General features: G+C 64.8%; 20 protein-coding genes. 15 read left to right on the top strand and 5 right to left on the bottom strand.

What is annotated here, in order from left to right; translation table 11 throughout:
* The first annotated feature begins 5 nt into the window (after nucleotides 1-5).
* Nucleotides 6-1,355 (top strand): MFS transporter, encoded by a 1,350-nt coding sequence (locus tag GCT19_RS20890; protein WP_018433497.1) that lies wholly within the window; start codon nucleotides 6-8, stop codon nucleotides 1,353-1,355.
* A 39-nt stretch (nucleotides 1,356-1,394) separates the two neighbouring features.
* Here the strand turns inward: GCT19_RS20890 and GCT19_RS20885 are convergent, their stop codons facing one another.
* Complete coding sequence (locus GCT19_RS20885) at nucleotides 1,395-2,351, bottom strand: LysR family transcriptional regulator (protein ID WP_018433498.1); 957 nt, start codon at nucleotides 2,349-2,351, stop codon at nucleotides 1,395-1,397.
* A 282-nt stretch (nucleotides 2,352-2,633) separates the two neighbouring features.
* On the opposite strand from GCT19_RS20885, the gene GCT19_RS20880 reads away from it, so the two are divergent.
* Genes GCT19_RS20880 through aroQ form a run of 3 tightly spaced genes read left to right on the top strand, consistent with a single transcriptional unit; the run spans nucleotide 2,634 to nucleotide 5,649 of the window.
* Nucleotides 2,634-4,037: an MFS transporter gene (locus GCT19_RS20880; protein WP_018433499.1), complete on the top strand. Its 1,404-nt coding sequence runs from the start codon at nucleotides 2,634-2,636 to the stop codon at nucleotides 4,035-4,037.
* Nucleotides 4,038-4,088: 51 nt separating this feature from the next.
* Nucleotides 4,089-5,159, top strand: a complete 1,071-nt coding sequence (locus GCT19_RS20875; RefSeq protein WP_018433500.1) for a Gfo/Idh/MocA family protein — start codon at nucleotides 4,089-4,091, stop codon at nucleotides 5,157-5,159.
* A gap of 52 nt (nucleotides 5,160-5,211) precedes the next feature.
* Nucleotides 5,212-5,649: a type II 3-dehydroquinate dehydratase gene (gene aroQ / locus GCT19_RS20870; protein ID WP_013091411.1), complete on the top strand. Its 438-nt coding sequence runs from the start codon at nucleotides 5,212-5,214 to the stop codon at nucleotides 5,647-5,649.
* Here aroQ and GCT19_RS20865 read toward each other — a convergent pair.
* Entirely contained in the window at nucleotides 5,646-6,725 is a 1,080-nt protein-coding gene (locus GCT19_RS20865; RefSeq protein ID WP_018433502.1) for a hypothetical protein, read from the bottom strand. The genes aroQ and GCT19_RS20865 overlap by 4 nt on opposite strands.
* A 119-nt stretch (nucleotides 6,726-6,844) precedes the next feature.
* Between GCT19_RS20865 and GCT19_RS20860 the strand changes: the two genes are divergently transcribed.
* The 3 genes from GCT19_RS20860 (at nucleotide 6,845) to GCT19_RS20850 (ending at nucleotide 9,705) form a co-directional block, all read left to right on the top strand.
* Entirely contained in the window at nucleotides 6,845-7,750 is a 906-nt protein-coding gene (locus tag GCT19_RS20860) for a LysR substrate-binding domain-containing protein (protein ID WP_152853001.1), read from the top strand.
* Nucleotides 7,751-7,847: 97 nt separating this feature from the next.
* Nucleotides 7,848-8,522 carry an HAD-IA family hydrolase gene (locus tag GCT19_RS20855; protein ID WP_152853000.1) on the top strand — a complete coding sequence of 225 codons (675 nt, stop codon included), beginning with the start codon at nucleotides 7,848-7,850 and terminating at the stop codon, nucleotides 8,520-8,522.
* 34 nt (nucleotides 8,523-8,556) lie between these two features.
* A complete protein-coding gene (locus GCT19_RS20850) occupies nucleotides 8,557-9,705 on the top strand; it encodes a DSD1 family PLP-dependent enzyme (protein ID WP_152852999.1) in 1,149 nt (382 codons plus the stop codon).
* 9 nt (nucleotides 9,706-9,714) lie between these two features.
* Here the strand turns inward: GCT19_RS20850 and hpaR are convergent, their stop codons facing one another.
* Nucleotides 9,715-10,122: a homoprotocatechuate degradation operon regulator HpaR gene (gene hpaR, locus GCT19_RS20845; protein WP_035490605.1), complete on the bottom strand. Its 408-nt coding sequence runs from the start codon at nucleotides 10,120-10,122 to the stop codon at nucleotides 9,715-9,717.
* A 190-nt stretch (nucleotides 10,123-10,312) separates the two neighbouring features.
* Between hpaR and GCT19_RS20840 the strand changes: the two genes are divergently transcribed.
* The 7 genes from GCT19_RS20840 to hpaI are packed head-to-tail and all read left to right on the top strand — an operon-like array spanning nucleotide 10,313 to nucleotide 16,276.
* Nucleotides 10,313-11,086: a fumarylacetoacetate hydrolase family protein gene (locus GCT19_RS20840; RefSeq protein WP_018433507.1), complete on the top strand. Its 774-nt coding sequence runs from the start codon at nucleotides 10,313-10,315 to the stop codon at nucleotides 11,084-11,086.
* A complete protein-coding gene (locus GCT19_RS20835; RefSeq protein ID WP_152852998.1) occupies nucleotides 11,083-11,841 on the top strand; it encodes a fumarylacetoacetate hydrolase family protein in 759 nt (252 codons plus the stop codon). Before GCT19_RS20840 ends, GCT19_RS20835 begins: the two co-directional genes overlap by 4 nt.
* A 40-nt stretch (nucleotides 11,842-11,881) precedes the next feature.
* Nucleotides 11,882-13,339 carry a 5-carboxymethyl-2-hydroxymuconate semialdehyde dehydrogenase gene (hpaE, locus tag GCT19_RS20830; RefSeq protein ID WP_018433509.1) on the top strand — a complete coding sequence of 486 codons (1,458 nt, stop codon included), beginning with the start codon at nucleotides 11,882-11,884 and terminating at the stop codon, nucleotides 13,337-13,339.
* A 31-nt stretch (nucleotides 13,340-13,370) separates the two neighbouring features.
* On the top strand, nucleotides 13,371-14,234 hold the full coding sequence (gene hpaD / locus GCT19_RS20825; protein ID WP_152852997.1) for a 3,4-dihydroxyphenylacetate 2,3-dioxygenase: 864 nt from the start codon (nucleotides 13,371-13,373) through the stop codon (nucleotides 14,232-14,234).
* A 19-nt stretch (nucleotides 14,235-14,253) separates the two neighbouring features.
* Nucleotides 14,254-14,652, top strand: a complete 399-nt coding sequence (locus GCT19_RS20820; RefSeq protein WP_152852996.1) for a 5-carboxymethyl-2-hydroxymuconate Delta-isomerase — start codon at nucleotides 14,254-14,256, stop codon at nucleotides 14,650-14,652.
* A 6-nt stretch (nucleotides 14,653-14,658) separates the two neighbouring features.
* Nucleotides 14,659-15,462: a 2-oxo-hept-4-ene-1,7-dioate hydratase gene (gene hpaH, locus GCT19_RS20815; RefSeq protein WP_152852995.1), complete on the top strand. Its 804-nt coding sequence runs from the start codon at nucleotides 14,659-14,661 to the stop codon at nucleotides 15,460-15,462.
* Nucleotides 15,463-15,472: 10 nt separating this feature from the next.
* Nucleotides 15,473-16,276 (top strand): 4-hydroxy-2-oxoheptanedioate aldolase, encoded by an 804-nt coding sequence (gene hpaI / locus GCT19_RS20810; RefSeq protein WP_152852994.1) that lies wholly within the window; start codon nucleotides 15,473-15,475, stop codon nucleotides 16,274-16,276.
* 66 nt (nucleotides 16,277-16,342) lie between these two features.
* Here the strand turns inward: hpaI and GCT19_RS20805 are convergent, their stop codons facing one another.
* Nucleotides 16,343-18,658, bottom strand: coding sequence for a bifunctional diguanylate cyclase/phosphodiesterase (locus GCT19_RS20805; RefSeq protein ID WP_152852993.1), 2,316 nt, complete (start codon nucleotides 18,656-18,658; stop codon nucleotides 16,343-16,345).
* Between the two features lie 110 nt (nucleotides 18,659-18,768).
* Nucleotides 18,769-19,914 carry a GGDEF domain-containing protein gene (locus tag GCT19_RS20800; protein WP_152852992.1) on the bottom strand — a complete coding sequence of 382 codons (1,146 nt, stop codon included), beginning with the start codon at nucleotides 19,912-19,914 and terminating at the stop codon, nucleotides 18,769-18,771.
* A gap of 471 nt (nucleotides 19,915-20,385) precedes the next feature.
* Between GCT19_RS20800 and bcsD the strand changes: the two genes are divergently transcribed.
* A complete protein-coding gene (bcsD, locus tag GCT19_RS20795; protein ID WP_013091396.1) occupies nucleotides 20,386-20,841 on the top strand; it encodes a cellulose biosynthesis protein BcsD in 456 nt (151 codons plus the stop codon).
* Nucleotides 20,842-20,927: the final 86 nt, after the last annotated feature.

Below are 20,927 nucleotides of genomic sequence, written 5' to 3'. Positions count from 1 at the left end.
CTGCCGTGAGCACCACGTTCCGTTCGCTGCGAATATTCAACTATCGTGTCTGGGCAAGCGGCGCGCTCGTCTCGAACATCGGCACATGGATGCAACGCACGGCGCAGGACTGGCTCGTGCTGACCGAGCTTACGCATCACAACGCGACGGCTGTGGGGATCGTGATGTCGCTTCAATTCGGCCCGCAGATGCTGTTGCTGCCGCTCACCGGCTACGCGGCCGACCATTTCGACCGCCGCAAGCTGCTGTTCGCGACGCAGGCGGCGATGGGCACGCTGGCGCTCGCGCTCGGTCTGCTCACGGTCACGGGGCTCGTGCAGCTATGGCAGGTCTACGTGTTCGCGGGTCTGCTCGGCTGCGTGACCGCGTTCGATTCACCCGCGCGCCAGACCTTCGTATCCGACCTCGTCGGCGAACGCGATCTCGCCAACGCGGTCGGGCTCAACTCTACGTCGTTCAACGCCGCGCGCATGCTCGGCCCGGCGGTCGCGGGTCTGCTGATCGCGTCGGTGGGCAGCGGCTGGGTGTTTCTGATCAATGCGCTGTCGTTCGTCGCGGTGCTCGGCGCGCTGCGCATGCTCCGGCTCGACCAGTTGCATATCAAGCCGCGCAATGTGCGCTCGCGCGGCAGCTTCGTCGAAGGTTTCAAATATGTGTGGACCCGCCCCGATCTGAAGGCGGCGCTGCTGATGCTGTTCCTGATCGGCACCTTCGGCCTGAACTTCCCGATCTTCATCTCGACGATGTCCGTCACCGCGTTCCGTGCCGGCGCCAGCGAATACGGCCTGCTGAGTTCGACGATGGCGATCGGCTCGGTCACCGGCGCGCTGCTCGCCGCGCGCCGCGCGCGGCCCACGATGGGGCTGCTGCTCGGCGCCGGCGCGCTGTTCGGTGTCGGCTGCACGGCGGCCGCGCTGATGCCGAACTACGTGCTGTTCGGCATCGTGCTAGTCGTGATCGGTGTGTCGACGCAGACCTTCACCACCTCGACCAATAGCCTCGTGCAACTGACCACCGAGCCCGCGATGCGCGGCCGCGTGATCGCGATCCTGCTCGCGATCGCGCTCGGCACCACACCGCTCGGCGCGCCGGTAGTCGGCTGGGTCGCCGACCGTTTCGGCCCGCGCTGGGCGCTTGGCGTCGGCGCGGCATCGGGGTTCGGCGCGGCGCTCGTCGGTCTGGTCTATCTGATGCGATACCGGCAGCTGCGCTTCTATCGTGAAGGCTGGCTCCTGCGCTACAGCATCGAAGACCCGCGACCCGTCACGGCCACCACGGCGTTTCCCGACTCCGTCACGACGGTTCAGCGCAGCGAGCTCGACGAGGCGGAAGAGGATACGGCTTCGAGCGTATAAGCGCGCAGCGTCCGAGCCCCGGTCCCATCCTGGCGCAGCTCAGAGTCCGCCGACGCCGCGCGTCACCAGCGCATACGGCCCGCACGTCAGCTGCTCCCTGAGAAACTCGATGCATACCTGAATCCGCGCTGACGACGACAAGCGCTCGGCCGTCACCGCCCAAACATCGGCGGATTGCCGATAGTCGGGCAGCACGCGCACCAGTTCGCCCGCGCGCAGGCTCTCGGCCACGTCCCAGATCGATACCATCACGATCCCGTAGCCCTGCTTCGCCCACTGCACGACGATGTCGCTCAGATTCGACGCGACCGTGCCCGTCACCTTCACGCTCTTTTCGCCGTGCGGCCCACTGAGACGCCACACCCCGAAGCGGTCGTCGCGGCCGCGAAACAGCAGGCAATCATGGCCCGTTAGATCGTTGAGTTCGACCGGCGCGCCGTGCCGCTCGAGATAAGCCGGCGACGCGCACAGAATGCGCGCACTCTCCACCATCTTGTGCGCGATCAGATGCGGCTCCTGCACTTCGCCCACGCGCACGTCGATATCGAAGTTCTCGCCGACCACATCGGCGCGCCGATCCAGCAGTTCGAGCCAGATTTCGAGGTTTGGGTGGCGCTCGCGCAGCATCGCGAGAATCGGTGACACGTGCTTGCGGCCGAGCCGCAGACTCGTGCTGATGCGCAACAGACCGCTCAGCTCGGTGCGGCGATCGGCGAACGCGTCCGCCATGCCCTGCACGTCGTCAAGAATTTTTTGCGCCCACTGCAGCGCGGCTTCGCCGTCGCTCGTCACGCTGACGCGGCGCGTGGTGCGCTGAAACAGCTTCACGCCGAGACCGGCTTCGAGCATGGCGATGCGCTTGCTCACATGCGACGGCGACAGCCCCATCTCCGTCGACGCCGCGACAAAACTGCCGCGCCGCGCAATATGACAGAACAGCTGCAGATCGCGCAGGAAGGATTCATTCGTGGCTGTGAGCGCATTCTGATTTTGCATCTGGACGCATTGTGTCGGCGCATAACGCTATTACCCTAGCTCCAACGGATTGGTTGGGCAAGGGCGGTCGTTCGAATGCCGTCTGCGTGCAATGCCCGGGGCACGCATGCCGTGGTTAACCCGCAGTGCGCCGCGGCGGCGTATGACATGCGTCGATCCATACCGTTGTGCTGCACCGCGGTAACGGGATCAGGAAAATCCTGGCTTGCGCGGTGCCCGTTTAAAAGCGCCAATGATTCAGCCGTAGAAGCTGACAAAAACATTTCCCATTCAGGAGACGACATGCAAACGAACGCATCCGCAAGCAGCGGGCATAGCTCGCAGGCGCGCAAGGCAACCGCCAGCGGCTGGATCGGCTCGGCACTCGAGTACTACGATTTCTTCATCTATGCGCAGGCCGCCGCGCTGATCTTTCCTCAACTATTCTTCCCTTCCGGCAACCCCAAGATCGCGATCGTCGCATCGCTCGCAACCTACGGCGTCGGCTACGTCGCGCGGCCGATCGGCGCAATCGTGCTCGGGCACTGGGGCGATACACACGGGCGCAAGAACGTACTGCTTCTTTGCATGTTCCTGATGGGTCTGTCGACGATGGCGGTCGGTTTGCTGCCGACCTATCACCAGATCGGCTTTCTCGCGCCGGTGCTGCTCGTCGTGCTGCGGCTGATCCAGGGCTTCGCGGTCGCTGGCGAGATCTCGGGCGCCAGCTCGATGATCCTCGAACACGCGCCATTCGGACGACGCGGCTACTACGCGAGCTTCACGCTGCAAGGCGTGCAGGCCGGGCAGATTCTCGCCGCCGCGGTATTCCTGCCGCTCGCCTATTACATGGACGACGCCTCGTTCAACTCGTGGGGCTGGCGCATTCCGTTCCTGCTCAGCGCGATCGTGCTGATCGCCGGCTACATCATCCGCCGCGAAGTCCACGAAACGCCGGCGTTCGAGAAGGAAGGCGCGAGCGGCGGCGTGCCGCGCTCGCCGATCGTCGAAGCGTTCAAGTACAACTGGCGCGACATGCTGCGCGTCGTGCTGTGCTCGCTGATGAACGTGATCCCGGTCGTCGCGACGATTTTCGGCGCGGCGTACGCGGTGCAGCCGTCGTATGGAATCGGCTTTTCGAAGAGCCTGTATCTGTGGATTCCGGTGATCGGCAATATCGTCGCGGTGCTGGTGATTCCGTATGTGGGCAATCTGTCCGATCGGATCGGCCGGCGTCTGCCGATCATCGTCGGCGCGCTCGGCGCCGGGCTGCTTTCTTTCGCGTATCTGTACGCGATCAGCATCCACAACGTGCCGCTCGCGATGGTGATGTCGATCCTGATGTGGGGCGTCATCTATCAAGGCTATAACGCGATCTTCCCGAGCTTCTACCCGGAACTGTTCCCGACGCGTTCACGCGTCTCCGCGATGGCGATCGGCCAGAACATCGGCACGACGATCACCGCTCTGTTGCCGGCCCTGTTCGCCTACGTCGCGCCGCCGGGATCGCACAACGTGCCGCTGACGATCGGCGCGATCACGTTCGGCATCACGATCGTCTGCGCGATTTCCGCATGGAGCGCGCGCGAGAACTTCCGTGTGCGGCTTAGCGACCTCGGCGAAAAGAACGTCGTGCCGATGGACAAGCTCAGCTACGACGCGCTGCGCGCGCAAAGCATGGCCGCAGGAAAAAAGGCCGTTGCTTGAGCCCGCTTGCCCGTTAGCGCGTTTTAGTCAGTACTTTCAGGGAACCCGCTCATGACCAGCATCCGGATCGCCGTCGCCGGCGCGGGCTACATCGGCCGCGCTCATATGGCGGTCGCGCAGCAAAGCGACGCGTGCACGCTGTCGGCGATCGTCGATCCGTCGCCCGCGGCCGCCGCGCTCGCGGCCGAGGCGGGCGTGCCGCTGTTCCGCACGCTCGACGAACTGCTCGACCGCGATTGCCCGGACGGCGTGATTCTCGCGACGCCGAACCAGCTGCACGTCGAACACGCGTCGCGTTGTCTCGCGGCGCGCGTGCCGACGCTGCTCGAAAAGCCGATCGCGCCGAGCGTCGACGAAGCGGAAACGCTCGCCGCCGACGCGCAGCGCAGCGGCGTGCCGCTGCTGATCGGTCATCATCGCGCGCACAGTCCGATCATGGCGCGCGCGCGGCAGCTGATCGACGAGGGACGGCTCGGCAAGCTCGTCGCAGTGATGGGCAGCGCGGTGTTCTTCAAACCCGACGAGTACTTCGCCGACGCCGACTGGCGGCGCCAGCCCGGCGGCGGTCCGATCCTGCTGAACATGATTCACGAGGTGCACAACCTGCGCATGCTGTGCGGCGACATCGTCGCCGTGCAGGCTTTCTCGTCGCATGCGACGCGCGGCTTTCCGGTCGAGGATACCGTCGCGATCAACCTGCGTTTCGCGAACGGCGCGCTCGGCAGCTTCATGCTGTCCGATACCGCCGCGAGCGCGCGCAGCTGGGAGCAGACGTCGCAAGAGAACAAGGCCTATCCGACGTATCCGGACGAAGACTGCTACGTGATCGCGGGCACCTTCGGCTCGCTCGCGGTCCCGACGATGCGTCTGAAAACCTACGCCAAAGCCACGGACCGCTCGTGGTGGAAGCCGTTCGACGTCAGCGTCGCCGACATGACGCGCGACGATCCGCTGAAGCTGCAGCTCGAGCATTTCGTGCGGGTAATTCACGGCAAAGAGCCGCCGCTCGTCAGCGCACAGGACGGCTTGCAGAATTTGCGTATTACCGAGGCGATTGTGGAAGCGGCGAGGACCGGCGCGGTCGTCGACACGACCCGCGCTGTCGCGCCGGCGGTCCACTAAAACAAATTGAAGTCGCGTCGATATTACTCAGTTGATCAAACAGGATGGCTATATGAAAACATTCGTGATGCTGCACGGCATCAACCACAACATGTTCGGCAAGCGCGATCCCGCGCAATACGGCACGATTACACTCGAAGAAATCGACGCACGGCTGCGCGCGCTCGGCGACGAGCTCGGTGTGCGGGTCGACAGCTTTCAGACCAATAGCGAAGCGGCGATGTGCGAGCGCATTCACCAGGCGTTCACCGACAACGCCGACGGCGTGCTGATCAATGCCGGCGCATGGACGCACTACAGCTACGGCATTCGCGATGCACTCGCGATCCTGACCGTGCCGGTGGTCGAGATCCACATGTCGAACATTCACGCGCGCGAAGCGTTCAGGCATCAGTCGGTGTTCGCGGAGATCGTCAAAGGGCAGATTTGCGGCTTCGGTGTGGACAGCTATCTGCTCGGGCTGCGCGCGGCGGTGTCCGCGGCGGGCTAGCGCCACGTTTCGGTCAATTCGTTGGCCAGCACCATTTTCTGGCGGACCACCTCGGCGAAGGCCGGGTCGATACCCGCCTGCGCCTTCAGGAATTTCAGCGCGGCCGAGTGCACGGCGCGCAACGCGCCGCCGTCGATGCCCGTCATGCGCGCCGCGCTGCGCCGCGTTTCAACGACCAGATCGCGCGCGCCCGTGAAGTCGGGTGACAAGCCGCAGTGAGCGTCGAATGCGGCGCTCAGACCGGCCGCGTAGTCGCGCGATTCGCCGAGCCGCTCCATATCGATCAGCAAATCGACACCCTCGCCCATGCGCAGCGCGCAGAGAATCCACAACGCAATGAACGCGCGATACGCGTTGTCGCTGTCCACCGTGCGCGCGAATTGCTCGCAGGCGACCGCATATGCGTCATCGGGCATCGGCGGCAGGGGCGGCAGGCGCACGCCGCACACGCCCACCGCCTCACGCACCAGCGGATCGATCTGGTTCAGACCGAGCACGCGAAACGGCGCGGCGACGAAGAATGCATTGCTCCATTGCTGCCGCAGCAGCCAACCCGACGCGAACTGCGACGCGGGATTGCGCAGCACGCCCACGTGCAGCGCCTCGGCAAACGCGCGCTTCAGCCACGGTAGACGACCGCCCGTGCGGCAAAACTTGAACACCGGCACACGGCCCTGCTCGATCGTGTGTGCGCTCAGCGCTTGCAGATAGGCCTGCAGTGACGGGAATGTCGCATCGGGCTCGCGCGTAAATCGATCGATGCTGAAACGCCGGTCGTAACCCGCGACGCCGCGCGCGTCTTCGCGCAAAAACGGCCGGTACTCATCGAAGTATGGCGCGGCGAGCGGCGGATGCCCCGATGTCAAGGTGGGCCGCGAGGCGGGCACGTCGGCCAGTTTGAGATCGGCGAGCACGTTGCTGAGCGGCTCGTAAAAACCGGCCGCGCCTTCGAGTTCGCGTAGCCGCGACCACACCCACGTGCCCGCGCTGCGCCAGCCCGTGTGCAGAAAAACCGCCTGTTTCAGCGGAGCGTTGGGCGCTGCGTCGTTCGCGGACGACTCATGAGGCAACGACATGGGACTTCTCTTCCAATGATTGAATCGATAGACCGGAAGCGCCACTTTACCCTGTGAGCGATCGGGACGCATTATGCTGCGAGTTTCCAGGCTCCCGCCAATGCACCCACCTCGCCCTCATGAACGATTCGGCCGATATCCGCTTCCTGCTCACCCTGCGCGCTAGCGGCAGCCTGATCGCCGCAGCGCGGCGGCTCGCGCTGTCGCCGTCGGCGGTCACGCAGCGCCTGCAGCAGCTCGAAAAGAAGCTCGGCGCGCAGCTCGTGAACCGCAGCGCGCGCCGCCTGCAATTCACCGACGAAGGCCTGCTGCTGTGCGAGCGCGGCGCCGAGCTGATCGAGCAATTCGACGCGTTGTTCGACGATCTGCAAACGCGCCGCGGCGGCCTCGTCGGCACGCTGAAGATCAATGCGCCGCTCGGTTTCGGACGACGCCATCTGGCGCCGCTGATCAGCGAGTTCCAGCAGCAGAATCCCGATATCGACGTCGCGCTGACGCTGTCCGACCGGCCGTTGACCGAAACACTAGATCGCTTCGATATCGTCGTGCATATCGGCGAGTTGCCGCTGTCGAACCTGATCGGCTATACGATCGCGCCGAACGCGCGCTTCGTCTGCGCGGCGCCCACGCTCGTCAAGCGCATCGGCCAACCCGAATCGCCGGAAGCACTGAGCCGGCTACCGTGCATCGTGCTGCGCGAAAACAACGAGGACGTGTCGCTGTGGCAGTTCAGCAAGGGCCGCACGCGTCGCAGCGTGCGCGTGTCCGCGCATCTGAGCTGCAACGACGGTGACGTGATCCGACAATGGGCCTGCGAGGGACGCGGCGTGATTGTGCGCTCCGAATGGGACGTCGCAGACGACCTTGCGAAGGGCAAACTCGTGCGTCTGCTGCCGGGCTGGAAAGCGCCTGATGCGAATGTGATCGCGCTCACGCATCAGCGCACGGGGCTGCCGGCGCGCACGCGCCATTTCATGCAGTATTTGCAAAGCAGCTTCAGGCCACTGCCGCCGTGGCGGCGATGATTCAGTTTGCCTGAATCTGAGAGTCAACCCGCCTGAACGCCTACGTACGATCAGAAACCTATAATCAACTCATCCTCACCAGCCGGCCCATGCAATCATGACTGCCGCCGCCTACCCCGCCGACACCCCCGCCTACCCCGACGCGGTCCTGTTCGACCTGCTCACCGCCCTGCTCGACTCGTGGACCTCGTGGAACCGCGCGGCAGGCTCCGGCGAAGCGGGCCGCGCATGGCGTGCCGCCTATCTGCGTCTGACGTACGGCTGCGGCCGCTACGTTCCCTACGAACAACTGGTGCGGGAGGCTGCCACGCAGGTCGGTTTGTCCGAAGCGGCCGCGAACGCGCTCGAAGCGGACTGGCTGAACCTGACGCCGTGGCCCGGCGCGATCGACGCATTGCGCGCGCTCGCGCCGCACTGCAAACTCGCGGTCGTCACCAACTGCTCGACGCGGCTCGGCTTGCAGGCGGCCGCGCTGTTGCCCGTGCGCTGGGACGCGATCGTGACCGCCGAGGAAGCCGGCGTCTACAAGCCGGACCCGCACCCGTACGGCCTCGCGCTAGATAAGCTCGGCGTCGAACCGCGGCGCGCCGCGTTCGTCGCCGGGTCGAGCTATGACATGTTCGGCACCGCGGCCGTCGGTCTGCGGACCTACTGGCACAACCACGTCGGCCTGCCGCTCGTCGCGGGCGCGCAGGCGCCCGAGGTCGAAGCGGCATCGCTCGACGGGCTCGTGCCGTGGCTCGCAAGCTTTGGCCGCGATCATCGGCACTGAACCTCCAACCTCACCTCGTTCCTCAGGTGCAAGCATGAAACTCGAACAGATCGAAACCCCGGCCGCATTGATCGACGTCGCGCGGATGCAGAAGAACATCGCGCGGATGCAAGGGCGGATGAATGAGCTCGGCGTCGCGTTCCGGCCGCACGTGAAGACCACCAAGTGCATCGACGTCGTCCGCGCGCAGATCGCCGCCGGCGCGCGCGGCATCACGGTATCGACGCTGAAGGAAGCGGAAGCGTTCTTCGCGGCCGGCGTCGACGACATCCTGTACGCCGTCAGCATGGTTCCGTCGAAGCTGCCGCGCGCACTCGCGCTGCGTCGCCAGGGCTGCGATCTGAAGCTGGTGGTCGACAATCCGACCGCAGCCGCGGCGCTTGCCGCGTTCGGCGACCAGCACGGCGAAACGTTCGAGGTCTGGATCGAGGTCGATACGGACGGCCATCGCTCGGGTATCCAGGCTGAACAGCAGACACTGCTCGACGTCGGGCGGATTCTGCACGAGAACGGTGTGAAGGTCGGCGGCGTGATGACCCATGCGGGTTCGAGCTACGAGTTGAATACGCCCGAAGCGCTCGCCGCGCTCGCGGAGCAGGAACGCGCGGGCTGCGTGCGCGCCGCCGAGCGGCTGCGCGAAGCGGGCATTGCGTGTCCGGCCGTCAGTGTCGGTTCGACGCCGACCGCGCTCGCCGCGCGGAATCTCGAAGGCGTCACCGAGGTGCGGGCCGGCGTCTACGTGCTGTTCGATCTGGTCATGCACAACGTGGGCGTTTGCACGCTCGACGACATCGCGCTCAGCGTACTCGCGACCGTGATCGGTCATCAGGAAGACAAAGGCTGGGCGATTCTCGATGCGGGCTGGATGGCGTTGAGCCGCGATCGCGGCACCTCGCGGCAGTCGCACGATTTCGGTTACGGGCAGCCGTGTTTGCTCAATGGCACGTTGCTGCCGGGCTATGTCGTGAGCGGCGCCAACCAGGAGCACGGAATTCTTGCGGCGGCTCAGGCCGACCCGCAAGCCGATGCACAGAGCGCCGACATCGCGCAGCGCTTTCCGATCGGTATGAAACTGCGCATTCTGCCGAACCACGCGTGCGCGACCGGCGCACAGTTTCCCGAGTATCACGCGGTCGCGCCGGACGGCAGCAGCGTCGAGTGGCAAAGGTTTTACGGCTGGTAAGCCACCGCGTCACCCCTCCTCTTCCGACAACCCCGCCAGCAGATCGTCAACCGCGCGATACACGCGCTCCACGATCTCCGGTCCCACCTTGCGCTCGAGCTCGCGATAGTGCGCCTCGAGATCTTTCGAAATCACACGCACCAGTTCGATGCTCGTATCGGTCAGCGACACGAGTACGCGCCGTTGATCCTCCGCGAAACGTTCTTTCGTCACGAGCTCCATGCTCTCCATGCGCGCGAGCACGCCGGCCATGCTCGGGCTCGAAATTGTGCAGATATCGGAGATCTGGCGCGGCTCCATCGGGCCGTGCTCGTTGAGCGCGCGAATCACTCGCCATTGCTGCTCGGTGAGTCCGTGCGCGGTGATCAACGGACGAAAGCGCTCCATCATCTTTTCGCGAGCGCGTAATAACAGCATCGGCAGGTTGCGGTGCAAAACTCGAGTGGACGCAGCAGGCATGTCGGTAAGAAATCAGAAAGAAAAGCCGTCGAAGCTTACGGGAAAACCCGCGATCAACTGACAGCCTATTGACCGTCAATCATATCAAGCAGGATACTACTAACATCTTAGTGTTTTCGCCGAACTTTCGCCACGAGGCTGCACATATATGTTTGCCCTTGCCGATCATCTACTGCATCCCGAAGGCGACGCGCTGCCTCGCGACGTCGACGCGCACACCGCGGCCGCGTTGCTCGCGCGCGGCGTCGCATGTCGCGCGCCGGTCAGCGGCGCCGTGTACGGAGTCCTGCTTAACGATCGCGCCGCCTTGAACGCGCTTGGCGACGCAGTGCATGCGGCACCCTACAAGGCTCCGCCGAAAGCACCGATTCTGTATCTGAAGCCGCGCAATACGCTGGCCGGACATCGGGCGCGCGTGGTCGTGCCGGATAACACGCTCGGCGTCGAGGTCGGCGCGTCGCTCGGCATCGTGCTCGGCCGCACCGCGACGCGGGTCGGTGTCGAGCGCGCGGCGGACTATATCGCTGGCTATACGCTGGTCGGCGATCTGAGCGTGCCGCATACCAACGTGTATCGCCCGAACGTACGGCTGCGGGCACGCGACGGCTTCTGCGTGATCGGACCCGCGCTCGTGGCCGCGCGCCATGTCGCCGCGCCGGATCGGCTCGACATCGCCATCTCGCTGAACGGTGCCGAACCGTTTATCGCGAGCACCGCATCGTCCGTGCGCAACGTCGCGCAATTGCTCGCCGACGTCACCGACTTCATGACGCTGAACGCTGGCGACGTGCTGACGCTCGGCGTGCGGCACGGCTCGCCGGTCGCGCATGTCGGCGATACGGCCACGCTGTCGGTCGGCACGCTGCCGCCCTTGACCATATCGTTCGTGGGCGTCGATCAACCCAACGGAGAACAATCATGATGCGCGGCCGCATCGCCTATGCGGGAGCGATTCACGAAGCGTATCCGCACGAGCAGGGTGTCCGTCTCGCTGACGGCCGCGTGTGTCGCGAGGACGAAGTGGTCTGGCTCGCGCCGATCGAAGTCGGCACCATCTTCGCGCTCGGCCTGAACTACGCGGAGCACGCGAAGGAACTGCAGTTCAGCAAGCAGGAAGAACCGCTGGTATTTCTGAAGGGACCGGGCACGGTACTCGGCCATCGCGGCGTCACGCGCCGCCCCGCCGACGTCACGTTCATGCACTATGAGTGCGAGCTCGCGGTCGTGATCGGGCGAACCGCGCAAAACGTCGCGCGCGAAGACGCGATGCAGCACGTGGCCGGCTACATGATCGCGAACGACTACGCGATTCGCGACTACCTCGAAAACTACTATCGCCCGAATCTGCGCGTGAAGAATCGCGACGGCGGCACGGTGCTCGGCCCCTGGTTCGTCGACGCCGCCGACATCGGCGACGTCACGCAGCTCGAGCTGCGCACGTTCGTCAACGGCACGCGTCAGCAATGCGGCAATACGCGCGATCTCGTCACCGACATCCCCGCGCTGATCGAATACCTGAGCGGCTTCATGACCCTCGCACCCGGCGACGTGATGCTGACCGGCACGCCCGAAGGCATCGTCAGCGTCAACGCGGGCGATGAAGTCGTCTGCGAGATCGACGGCCTCGGCCGTCTCGTCAACACGATCGCATCGGACGCGGACTTCGGCCGCGCCTGATGGACAGCAAACACCCAGCGAACAGCAAAAGGACAAGGCAATGCCGATCGACCATCTGATCAACGGCGAGATGTGCACTTCGAGTGACTACTTCGAAACCGTCAATCCAGCCACGCAGGAAGTGCTCGCCGAAGTCGCGCGCGGCGGCGCGAAGGAAGTCGATGCGGCCGTGCAAGCGGCCAAAGGCGCCTTCCCCGCCTGGGCCGCGAAGCCCGCCGCGGAGCGCGCGAAGCTGATCCGCAAGCTCGGCGAGCTGATCACGAAGCACGTGCCGGAACTCTCGGAGACCGAAACGAAGGACACCGGCCAGACGATCTCGCAGACGCGCAAGCAACTGGTGCCGCGCGCGGCCGACAACTTCAGCTATTTCGCCGAGATGTGCACGCGCGTCGACGGCCACACGTACCCGACCGACTCGCATCTGAACTACACGCTGTTTCATCCGGTCGGGGTGTGCGCGCTGATCTCGCCGTGGAACGTGCCTTTCATGACGGCCACCTGGAAGGTCGCGCCCTGCCTCGCGTTCGGCAACACCGCTGTGCTGAAGATGAGCGAGCTGTCGCCGCTGACCGCGTCGATGCTCGGCAAGCTCGCGCTCGAAGCGGGCATTCCGGCGGGCGTGCTGAACGTCCTGCACGGCTACGGCAAAGAAGCGGGCGAGCCGCTCGTTGCGCATCGTGATGTGCATGCGGTGTCGTTCACCGGGTCGACCGCGACCGGCAATCGCATCGTGCAAACCGCGGGCCTGAAGAAGTTCTCGATGGAGCTGGGAGGCAAGTCGCCGTTCGTGATCTTCGACGACGCCGACTTCGAACGCGCGCTCGATGCCGCGGTGTTCATGATCTTCTCGAACAATGGCGAGCGCTGCACCGCGGGCTCGCGCATTCTGGTGCAGCGCTCCATTTACGCGCGGTTCGCCGAGCGCTTCATCGAGCGCGCGAAGCGTCTGACGGTCGGCGATCCGCTAGCGGACAGCACGATCGTCGGCCCGATGATCAGCCAGGGGCATCTCGCGAAAGTACGCAGCTATATCGAGCTCGGCCCGAAGGAAGGCGCGACGCTCGCGTGCGGCGGCCTCGACACGCCCGAGTTGCCCGACGCCCTGCGCCACGGCAATTTCGTCGCGCCGACCGTGTTCGTCGACGTCGACAACCGCATGCGCATCGCGCAGGAAGAGATTTTCGGACCGGTCGCGTGCCTGATTCCGTTCGACGACGAAGCCGAGGCGATCCGTGTCGCCAACGATATTTCGTATGGTCTGTCGAGCTATATCTGGACCGAGAACACGGGCCGTGCGCTGCGCGTGGCCGCAGCTGTCGAAGCCGGCATGTGCTTCGTAAACAGCCAGAACGTGCGTGATCTGCGTCAGCCGTTTGGCGGCACGAAAGCGTCGGGCGTGGGCCGCGAAGGCGGGACGTGGAGCTATGAAGTATTCCTCGAACCGAAGAACGTCTGCGTGTCGCTCGGCTCGCATCATATTCCGCGCTGGGGCGTCTAACCGCGACATCGAAAACACCTGGGAGACCGCGATGGGCAAACTCGCGCTGGCAGCAAAGGTCACACACGTGCCGTCGTTATATTTATCCGAGCTCGACGGTCCGCACAAGGGTTGCCGTCAAGCCGCGATCGACGGGCACCACGAAATCGGCCGACGTTGTCGCGAACTCGGCGTCGATACGATCGTCGTGTTCGACGTGCACTGGCTCGTGAATAGCGAATACCACATCAATTGCGCGCCGAAGTTCGAAGGCGTGTACACGAGCAACGAACTGCCGCATTTCATCAAAAACATGCCGTACGCGTACCCGGGCAATGTCGGGCTCGGTGAGTTGATCGCGGAAGTCGCCAACGAAATGGGCGTGAAAAGCCGCGCGCACAGCGAGACCACGCTCGAACTCGAATACGGCACGCTGGTGCCGATGCGCTATATGAACGGCGATCAGCACTTCAAGACGGTGTCGGTGGCGGGCTGGTGCATGTGGCACGACCTCCCGACCAGCGCGCGCTTCGGCCTCGCGGTGCGCAAGGCCATCGAAGAACGCTACGACGGTACCGTGGCCATTCTCGCGAGCGGCTCGCTGTCGCATCACTTCGCGAACAACGGCACCGCCGATCAGTTCTTGCACAAAGTCTGGAGCCCGTTCCTCGAGCAGATGGATCGCAGCGTGGTGCGCATGTGGGAAGCCGGCGACTGGAAGACCTTCTGCGACATGCTGCCGCTCTACAACGAGAAATGCTGGGGCGAAGGCGGCATGCACGATACCGCGATGCTGCTCGGCGCGCTCGGCTGGGATCGTTACGATGGCAAGGTCGAAGTCATCACGCCTTATTTCGGCAGTTCTGGCACCGGCCAGATCAACGCGATCTTCCCGGTCACGCCGCTACCCGTCTGACACTCGCGAGGAAATCGCCATGCCTCACTTGACACTCGAATACAGCGCCAATCTCGCAGATGCTCAACGGCTCGGCGCACTCTGCAAAGACCTCGCGCAGTGCCTCGACACGCAGCGCGATAACGGCGAGCGCGTCTATCCGCTCGGCGGAATTCGCGTGCGTGCGCTGCGCTGCGAACAGTACTGCATCGCCGATGGGCGCCCCGACGCCGCGTTCCTGCACGCGAACCTGAAGATCGGCGCGGGTCGCTCGGAGGCCGTCAAACAGGCGACCGGCGACGCGCTGTTCGCGCTGATCAAACAGTGCTTCGCCACTGAGTTCGAACGACAGGGGCTCGCGTTGTCGCTCGAAATCAACGAGTTCAGCGAAGCGGGCACCTGGAAGCACAACAATCTGCACGCGCGGCTCAAGGGCTGACACATCATGCTAGATGAACACATCATTCGCGAGCTCGCCGCGCAACTCGATCACGCGGAAAAGACCCGTACCCAACTGCGCCATTTTTCCGCGCAGCATCCTCAGATGACGGTACAGGACGGCTACGCGATTCAACGCGAGTGGGTCAAGCTTAAACTCGCCGAAGGCCACGTGATCAAGGGCAGGAAGATCGGCCTGACGTCGCGCGCGATGCAGCGCTCGTCGCAGATCGACGAACCCGACTACGCGCCGCTGCTCGACAGCATGTTCATCGACAGCGGCCAAGACATTCGCGTGGATCGTTTCATCGCACCGCGCGTCGAAGTGGAACTCGCGTTCGTACTGAACAAGCCGTTGAAAGGCCCAGGCGTCACGCTGTTCGATGTGCTCGACGCGACCGCCTATGTGACACCGGCCATCGAAATCATCGACGCGCGCATCGAGCAGTTCGATCGCGAAACGCGCGCGCCGCGCAAGGTCTACGACACGATCTCCGACTTCGCCGCGAACGCGGGCGTCGTGCTCGGCGGCAGGCCCGTGCGTCCGCTCGACGTCGACCTGCGCTGGGTCGGCGCGCTGCTGTACAAGAACGGCGCGGTCGAGGAAAGCGGGCTCGCGGCGGCGGTGCTCAACCATCCGGCCACCGGCGTCGCGTGGCTCGCCAACAAGATTGCCCCGTACGACGAATCATTGAACGCGGGCGACGTAATCCTGAGCGGCTCATTCACGAGCCCGATTCCGGCCCGGGCGGGCGACACGTTCCACGTCGACTATGGCCCGCTCGGCGGCATCGGTTTGAATTTCATCTGAGAGCGACGACATGTCCTTGCCGACCAACCCCTTCAAACGCGCGCTCGCCGACGGCCGGCCGCAGTTCGGCTTGTGGGCCGCGCTCGCCGACGCCTATGTGACCGAACTGCTCGCCACCGCCGGTTTCGACTGGCTGCTGATCGACAACGAGCACGCGCCGAACGACGTACGCAGCACGCTGTCGCAATTACAGGCGGTCGCCGCGTATCCGTCGCATCCGGTCGTGCGACCGGTGAGGAGCGACGCCGCGCTGATCAAGCAGTTGCTCGACATCGGCGCGCAAACGCTGCTGCTGCCGATGATCGACACGGCCGCGCAGGCGCTCGACGCGGTCGCGGCCACGCGTTATCCGCCGCAAGGGATTCGCGGCGTCGGCAGCGCGCTCGCGCGTGCGTCGCGCTGGAATCGGGTGCCCGACTATCTGAACACCGCCGCCGACGAACTGTGCGTGATCGTGCAGGCGGAGACCGTGCAGAGCCTCGACAATCTCGCGGAGATCGCGCGTGTGGATGGTGTCGATGGCGTGTTTTTCGGGCCGTCGGATCTGAGCGCGTCGATGGGATTGCTCGGCAAACCGGGCGACGCGCGCGTGCGCGATGCGATTCGCCGCGGCATCGATACCGTGCGCGGCGCTGGCAAGGCGGCGGGCGTGCTCGCCCCTGATCCCGCGCTGGCGGCCGAATATCTGGCGGCGGGCGCGGGCTTCGTCGCGGTCGGCACGGATACCGGTTTGCTGAGCCGCGCGGCCGCGGACCTCGCCGCGTCGTACAAGAGCACGGCGGCGATGGCACCGCAGGTCAAAGGCGGGTATTGACGCAAAAGCTGCGGCAAAAGCCGCGAGCCGCCGCACCCACCCGCGCTCGCGGCCTTCACCTTCCCGCTACTCCCCCGCCGGCCACGGCAAGTCTCGCGCCGACCAATCCAGCTCGACGCCCATTACACAGCGCCCGCTCGCCAATTGCGCGGCCAACGTCACGGCGATGCACGGCCGCCCGCTCGCGAGCGACAGATAAGGATTGCTGGTAATCGCCTCGCCGGGCAGCAGCACCGCATTGCGGAAGTACGGCCGATGATCCCAGCGCGCATCGCGCGGATTCGCGACCGGCTGCAGCGACGCGGCGTCCTCGCTCCATGCGGGCCCGCGCACCTCGTGACCGATCTGGCGACCGGTATCGTCGAGAAGGAAGCAGCTGATGCAACGCCTGAAGGTCGCGAGCAGCGCGAATGCATCGTCCATCGTGACGCCGGCGCGCAACGCGTCGGCCGCGCGCCGCAGTTCCAGCCGGTACGGCTCCATCTCGGATTCGAACAACGCATACTGATGCGCCCGGCCCTGCGCGATCACGTCGAATGCATCGTCGATCTGGCGGTGCACCGACTCGGGCGGCGCGATCTCGACAGCCGGCCGGCCGAGCAGAAAGCCCTGCGCGAAATCGACATTCGACTCGACCGCGAGAATCAGCTCGTCGGCCGTCTCGACGCCTTCGACGACCACCAGCATCCCCGCCTGATGCAGCAGCGACACCAGCTTCGGCAGGATCGGCTGCTGCGTGCCGTGCGTAGTCGCGCGAATCAGCTCGCCGTCGAGCTTCACGATGTCCGGCCGGATGCGCAGCAGCCGGTCGAGATTCGACTGGCCCGCGCCGAAGTCGTCGACTGCGATCAGGAAGCCGTGCTGCCGATAGCGGGCCGCCGCGCGCGACATCTCGTCGACGCTGCCGCCATGCGATTCGAGAATCTCCAGAATCACGCGCTCGGGTTCGAGCCCCGCGGCGCGCACGATTTTCGTCAACTGGTCGGCATAGCCGTCGGCGACGAAGGTGGCCGGCAGGATGTTCAGGAACAGCCACGCATCGCCGGGCAGCGCGCGGCGCGCGTTGCCGAGATGCACCGCGTGGCTCGCGCGGTCGAGCGCGCCTTCGTCGCTCGACGGCTTCGGCGCGAACATCACGACCGGCGGCACCAGCGTGCCGTCGTCGTGCTCGCCGCGCAGCAGCGCCTCGAAGCCGACCTGCTTCTGATGCGACAGGCTGTAGAGCGGCTGGAAGTGCGAGATCAGATAGAAGTCTTCCCAGCGGTAACGCGGCGCAAGCACATCGTCGAACGGCGGCTGCAGCGCGTCGAACGGCAGCGCGCGCTCCGCGCAGACACGGTTGCGGCCCGTCTGCTTCGCGCGCAGCAACGCTTCGTCCGCGCGATCGAGCAGCACCATGAAGCTTTCGCCGCGCCGGTGCTCGGCTACGCCAAAGCTCGCGGTCAGATGGCCGTCCGGCCGTTCGATCGCGGCGATGTCGAGGCGCAGCCGCTCGGCGAGTTGCAGCGCGCCGGTGAGATCATCGTCGATCAGCAACGCGAACTCCTCGCCGCCGATGCGGCTCACGCTGTGGTAAAGCGCGACCGCGTCCTTCAGCACCTGCGCGACCTGGAACAGCGCATGATCGCCGACCGCATGGCCGAAGCGATCGTTGAGCGACTTGAAGCTGTCGATGTCCAGAAAGATCGCACTGATCCGCGCGCCCGGCGCCAGCGTTTCGAGGCGTCCCTCCGCGTGCTTGACGAACGAGCGGCGGTTTTGCAGGCCGGTCAGCGGATCGGTTGCGGCGAGCTGCGCAAGCTGGCTTTCGAGCAGAAAGTGATTGCGCCGGAAACGGTAGAAGCCGAAATGGAACACCACCGCCATCGGCGCGCCGATCGCGATGACCCACGTCCACACAGCAGCGTCGACCTCGGGCGCATGGGCTTTGCCGCGCAGCAGCGCGATGGCCGCCGCGTAGAACAGCGCGCTGCCGGTCGCGAAATGGGCGGGCGTGAGCCATAGGGGCGCCGCGCAGATTGGTATCACGACGAACGCGGGCAATAGCCACGCCAACGGATGCGTGAGGCCGCTCGCATTCAGCACGAGCCCGCCGATCAGCACCAGCTCGTACGCGACGCCGATCGCGCCGAACAGCGTCGTCGACTTCGCGCGCGGGATCGCCAGCACCAGCAGCGCAAGCACGAGCGCGCACAGCAGCCGGTAGCCGAGCGGCGAGGACGGAGCGCGGATCAGTTCGCGCACCACCACCATGCACAGGAACGCAACCACGGTGAAGCCCATCGTCACGAGGGAAAGCGGCCGCTGATGGTCGAGCGAGCGCCGGTGAAAGCGCTCACGCAGGCTCGGCTGGGACAGGTGCTGCGTCGGGATGGCAGACATAGAGGGCTGATCAGGATGGGTTTCCGGTCACTCCGCCAATGGTTATCGGCAAACGTTCGATAAACATTTATGGCTAACGTAAGACGACGTACAAATTGCGGCGCGCTCCATTACGCCGCCATCACCCGATCGCGCCCCGCCGCTTTCGCCGCGTACAACGCACGGTCGGCGCGCGCCATCAACTGCGCGAGCGATTCGCCGCGCCGCTGCTGATCGACGCCGACGCTGAACGTATAGCGCAACCCGCGCGGCCTTTCGTCCGGCACGGTGGCGGCGAGGCGCGCCCGCAGCCGCTCGAGCAGCACGACCGCCTCGGCAGCCGAAGTCGCCGGGCATAGCACGCCGAACTCCTCGCCGCCCGGGCGCCCGAATACGTCGCCGATGCGCAGCTCGCGCGCGACGAATGCCGCGAAGTGCGCGAGCACCTGGTCGCCGGCCGCGTGGCCGTGCGTATCGTTGACGGCCTTGAACGAATCGATGTCGACGATCGCGATGGCGACCGGCGAGCCCGTGCGCAGCGATGCGTTCAGCAGCGCGCCGCCGATTTCGATGAACGCGCGACGTGACAGCGCGCCGGTCAGATCGTCGACGTTCGCGAGCCGCTCGAGGCGCTCGGCGAGCCGGTCGTGCGCGAGCATCACGACGCCGATCGACAGGAACGGCGGCGCGAGAATGCCGAGCGCGAGAAACACGATGTTGGGCATCGACACCTGCATCAGGCTCGCCTGCTCGAGCAGATGGAAGCCGTACATGACGCCGCGTGTCGTGTGGCCGAGGCACAGCAGCAGCGCCGCGGTCGCGAGAAAGTAGAAGCTGTAGCGCGGCCGGTTGGCCGGGCGTCCGGTCAGCATCAGCAGACCGAGCGCTGCATAGACGGTCGCGTGATAGGCGGAGACCAGCGCGACGCGCGCATTGAAGTTCGGCGCAACGAAGGTCCAGTAGATCATGCCAGCCAATACGAATAGCAGCCCCACATATGCGGGCCACGGCCGTGGGCGGCGGCCGAGGAAACGCAGGCAGCCTTCGAACAGGAGCAGCAGCGCGAGCGCGAATAGCACGTTGGCCACGACCAGCGTCAGCCAGGGCGATGCATGTCCCTGTAACGCGGTACCCAGAAGCGCGACGACCACGATCGCGTTGGCGGCGATCCAGTAGCCGACACCCGGAATCTCCGCGGGCCTTAGCGACAGCAGCACGGCCATCGCGATTGCGTCCGCCAGAATCGTGACCAGCAGAATAGTGAGTGGATTGAGCATTGCGAATTGTTTTGAATCGAAGGTCGCTACTCGGCCAATGCCGGCATGCGACGATAACTTTCATTACGGTTTCAGGCAATTCCGCAATTCAATTCGCGCGATTCACCACCCGCCGAATGCATGATTTAAAGCGCAAAGCTCAAAGCATGCCGGAATTGTCGGCTAATCCGCCTATTGTTGCGCAAGCCTTTTTGCATGAAGCGGAAGGCAAACGTTTCAATTTTGTTTGAAGCAGCAAAAATTACGTAATTCATGTGTCTCGAATGCGCATCAATAAACGTCTAAGCTGAGTAATGGAAAGTGGCTAAAAGCCAGTGTCTTAAGTAGACTTCTCACGATGTGTGCCGGACGCGCCAGACATGCCGGTACAAATGACGTAAATGGCGCGGCGCGCGATTGCCGAACGACTGCGCTGCCCAATTGAGCAAACGTTTGCGAATGCGCAACGGGTAGCGACCACTTCCGGAAAACATGGCCCCAATCCTCGACTATCTGCTTGAACGCCAAATCTCGCCGCAATGGCGCGGCATGCTAAGCGCACTGGCGAGCGAGTTCGAAGCGCAGATCGGACGCGACGAATTGCGTCAGCTGATGCATCGCGTCGGCAACCGTTTTGCGCTCGCGCATCCGCTGCCCGCCTGCGCATCGACGGCCGAGCTCGAGCAGGTGTTGAACGCTTACTGGCATCAGATGGATTGGGGTTACGTCGCACTCGCCGACGAGGCGGAGTCGCTGCGCATCATTCACTATTGCGCGCCGCTGCCGGCCTTCGGTGAATCGGCGCTCGCCTGGACGCCGGCGTTTCTCGAAGGCGCTTATCAAACGTGGTTGAGCGCGTTGGGCGCGCAGGGTTTGTCGGTCGTGCAGACGAGCGCATTCGGCGAGGACAGCTCGCTCGAATTCCGACTCGGCCGTCATCCGGCCTGAGCATCAGCGGCTCGGTATGCGAACGACATACCAATTCAGGACAGCGGTAGTAATGCAAGAAATGTGCGACGTCGATACAGCCGACG

Source organism: Paraburkholderia atlantica (genome assembly GCF_009362785.1).
Lineage (GTDB): Bacteria > Pseudomonadota > Gammaproteobacteria > Burkholderiales > Burkholderiaceae > Paraburkholderia > Paraburkholderia atlantica.
Note: the sequence above shows the minus strand (reverse complement) of the source record. Positions and strands in the feature narration are given on the sequence as shown.